This window comes from Acinetobacter stercoris (assembly GCF_900323515.1).
Lineage (GTDB): Bacteria > Pseudomonadota > Gammaproteobacteria > Pseudomonadales > Moraxellaceae > Acinetobacter > Acinetobacter stercoris.
On sequence record NZ_OOGT01000271.1, the window covers coordinates 1 to 4,073 of the forward strand.

1 protein-coding gene is annotated in these 4,073 nt (G+C 51.3%); it reads right to left on the reverse strand.

Annotated elements, in window-relative coordinates; translation table 11 throughout:
• Positions 1-4,017, reverse strand: a 4,017-nt coding sequence (locus KPC_RS18260; protein ID WP_146196666.1) for an Ig-like domain-containing protein, incomplete at its 3' end; no start/stop codon positions are given.
• Between the last annotated feature and the right edge of the window lie 56 nt (positions 4,018-4,073).

Below are 4,073 nucleotides of genomic sequence, written 5' to 3' on the forward strand. Positions count from 1 at the left end.
CCAGTTGCCCTGGCTATCAGCAGTCGTGGTCACGGTTGAGCCATTGCCCAGCTCGACCGTGATCACCGCATTCGGTTCGGTCGTTCCTCCCAGACCTGCTGCATTGTTTTGATCCACNGTCGGGGCAACAGGAGCCGTCACATCTGCAGCCCCTGTGGTCGCTTCAGGACCGGTGTTGCCTGCGCCATCAGTGGCAGTCACCTTGCCCACTTCACCTTCTGCCAGCGGGTTCGGTTCAAGCAGCCAGTTGCCCTGGTTATCCGCTGTCGTGGTTACCGTTGAACCATTGCCCAGCTCGACCGTAATCACCGCATTCGGTTCGGTCGTTCCTCCCAGACCTGCTGCATTGTTNTGATCCACCGTTGGGGCAACAGGAGCCGTCACATCTGCAGCCCCTGTGGTCGCTTCAGGACCGGTGTTGCCTGCGCCATCAGTGGCAGTCACCTTGCCCACTTCACCTTCTGCCAGCGGGTTCGGTTCAAGCAGCCAGTTGCCCTGGTTATCTGCTGTGGTGGTTACCGTTGAACCATTGTCCAGCTCGACCGTGATCACCGCATTTGGTTCGGTTGTTCCTCCCAGACCTGCTGCATTGTTTTGATCCACCGTTGGGGCAACAGGTGCAGTCACATCCGCAGCCCCTGTGGTCGCTTCAGGACCAGTGTTGCCTGCGCCATCAGTCGCTGTCACCTTGCCCACTTCGCCTTCTGCCAGCGGGTTCGGTTCAAGCAGCCAGTTGCCCTGGTTATCCGCTGTCGTGGTTACCGTTGAACCATTGTCCAGCTCGACCGTGATCACCGTATTTGGTTCGGTTGTTCCTCCCAGACCTGCTGCATTGTTTTGATCCACCGTTGGGGCAACAGGAGCAGTAATATCTGTTCCATCGGTCATGGTTGGAGTACTGCTATTTCCTGCACCATCAGTCGCTGTCACCTTGCCCACTTCGCCTTCTGCCAGCGGGTTCGGTTCAAGCAGCCAGTTGCCCTGGTTATCCGCTGTCGTGGTTACCGTTGAACCATTGCCCAGCTCGACCGTGATCACCGCATTCGGCTCGGTCGTTCCTCCCAGACCAGCTACATTGTTTTGATCCACCGTTGGGGCAACAGGAGCCGTCACATCCGCAGCCCCTGTGGTCGCTTCAGGACCAGTGTTGCCTGCGCCATCAGTNGCNGTCACCTTGCCCACTTCGCCTTCTGCCAGCGGGTTCGGTTCAAGCAGCCAGTTGCCCTGGTTATCCGCTGTCGTGGTTACCGTTGAACCATTGCCCAGCTCGACCGTGATCACCNCATTCGGCTCGGTCGTTCCTCCCAGACCAGCTACATTGTTTTGATCCACCGTTGGGGCAACAGGAGCCGTCACATCCGCAGCCCCTGTGGTCGCTTCAGGACCAGTGTTGCCTGCGCCATCAGTGGCAGTCACCTTGCCCACTTCGCCTTCTGTCAGCGGGTTCGGTGTAATACTCCAGTGCCCTGTGCTATCGGCTGTGGTGGTCACTGTATTGCCATCGGCATCAGTCACCGTCACGATAGAACCCGCTTCCGCTGTACCACTGAGTTCGGTGCCATTGTTCTGATCCACACCTGGTGCTGCTGGTGGAGTGATATCTGTGCCATCAGTCATGGTTGGAGCACTGTTATTTCCTGCTGCGTCTGTAGCAGTCACTTTACCAACTTCACCATCACCTAATGGATTAGGCGTGATACTCCAGTTACCTGCTGTATCTGTTGTAGTTGTAATCGTTGTACCATCAGCCAATTCAACACTAATTGTTGATTCTGGCTCTGCTGTTCCCGATAAACCTGACTCATTGTTTTGACCAACGCTTGGCGCTGCCGGTGCAACGGTATCTGCTGTGCCTGTTGGTGTTTCAGTGCTGGTGTTCCCTGCTGCATCTGTCGCAGTCACGCTGCCTTCACTACCATCAGCAATTGGGTTTGGTGTAATGCTCCAGTTGCCCTGGTTATCCGCTGTGGTGGTTACCGTTGAACCATTGTCCAGCTCGACCGTGATCACCGCATTCGGTTCGGTCGTGCCTCCCAGACCTGCTGTATTGTTTTGATCCACCGTTGGGGCAACAGGTGCAGTCACATCCGCAGCCCCTGTAGAAGCTTCAGGACTGGTGTTACCTGCTTTATCTGTGGCGGTGACTTTACCCACTTCAGCATTTTTTAGTGGATTATCAAGTGTCCACTTACCTGTCGCATCAGTCGTCGTCGTTACCGTACTACCATCACTTAATTCAACTGTAACCGTAGAGCCAGCNTCTGCTTTACCTGCCAATTCANCTGCATTATTTGTAGTAATCGTTGGTGCTGCAGGAGCAAGCGTATCTGTGATGCCCGTTGAAGTTTCAGCACTGGTGTTACCCGCCTTATCTGTAGCTATAACTGTAGCGCTCTCTCCCTCGGCAATCGGGTTCGGCTTGATATTCCAGTTGCCCTGGCTATCAGCAGTCGTGGTCACGGTTGAGCCATTGCCCAGCTCGACCGTGATCACCGCATTCGGTTCGGTTGTTCCACCCAGACCTGCTGCATTATTGTGATCAACTGTTGGTGCAGCTGGAGCAAGCTTATCCGCAGCTCCTGTAGAAGCTTCAGGACTGGTGTTACCTGCTTTATCTGTGGCGGTGACTTTACCCACTTCAGCATTTTTTAGTGGATTATCAAGTGTCCACTTACCTGTCGCATCAGTCGTCGTCGTTACCGTACTACCATCACTTAATTCAACTGTAACCGTAGAGCCAGCCTCTGCTTTACCTGCCAATTCAGCTGCATTATTTGTAGTAATCGTTGGTGCTGCAGGAGCAAGCGTATCTGTGATGCCCGTTGAAGTTTCAGCACTGGTGTTACCCGCCTTATCTGTAGCTATAACTGTAGCGCTCTCTCCCTCGGCAATCGGGTTCGGCTTGATATTCCAGTTGCCCTGGCTATCAGCAGTCGTGGTTACGGTTGAACCATTGCCCAGCTCGACTGTGATCACCGCATTCGGTTCGGTCGTTCCTCCCAAACCTGCTGCATTGTTGTGATCAACTGTTGGTGCAGCTGGGGCAAGCTTATCCGCAGCTCCTGTAGAAGCTTCAGGACTGGCATTCCCTGCGCCATCAGTAGCAGTCACTTTGCTCACTTCACCTTCTGCTAATGGGTTCGGCACAATGCTCCACTGCCCTTCACTATTTGCAGTGGTAGTCACGGTTGAACCATTACCCAGCTCGACCGTGATCACCGCATTTGGTTCGGTTGTTCCACCCAAACCTGCTGCATTGTTGTGATCGACCGTTGGGGCAACAGGAGCAGTCACGTCCGCAGCTCCTGTAGAAGCTTCAGGGCTGGTGTTACCTGATGCATCTGTCGCAGTCACGGTAGCGCTATCGCCCTCAGCAATCGGGTTCGGCTTGATATTCCAGTTGCCTTCGCTATCAGCTGTGGTGGTCACGGTTGAACCATTACCCAAGTCTACCGTAATCACTGCATTTGGCTCAGCTGTACCCGCTAATCCATTTGCATTATTCTGTTCAATACTTGGAGCTGTTGGAGCTGTTTTATCTAAATTAGAATTATTATTTGAATGGTCGTTACTATCGTTGACTGCTACTGCAACAGCGCCAATACCTGCGGCACCAGCACCAATTAACCACGGTAACCCAATTGCCAAACCTGAATCCTGATATAAAAGTGGCTGTATATCCTGGATTGTTTGATAATAGACTTCCTGATCAATGAGCTGTAAATCGTCTAAGTGCTGAATCCACAATAACTTTCCATTATCGTCCTTAAATACTAAACTATTGTCTAATGTATTCTCATCATTATAATAACCATGGATAACAACAACTGAACCATCTTGAAAAGATACAACCAGATTATTACCTTTCCTTTCTATTTTTCGTATATCTTTGATCGAGCAGTCAACGATTACAACAGAGTTTTCACTCAACTCATAATCTGTTTTTATTCCAGAATCCAAATTATGATGAGTAGATTTAGAAATAATATTTACTTGGTACATAGGACAAAAGCACATTTATTGTAAAATTTCATTGTACTTTTAATAATCAAAATCTTTTCGAATCATATGAT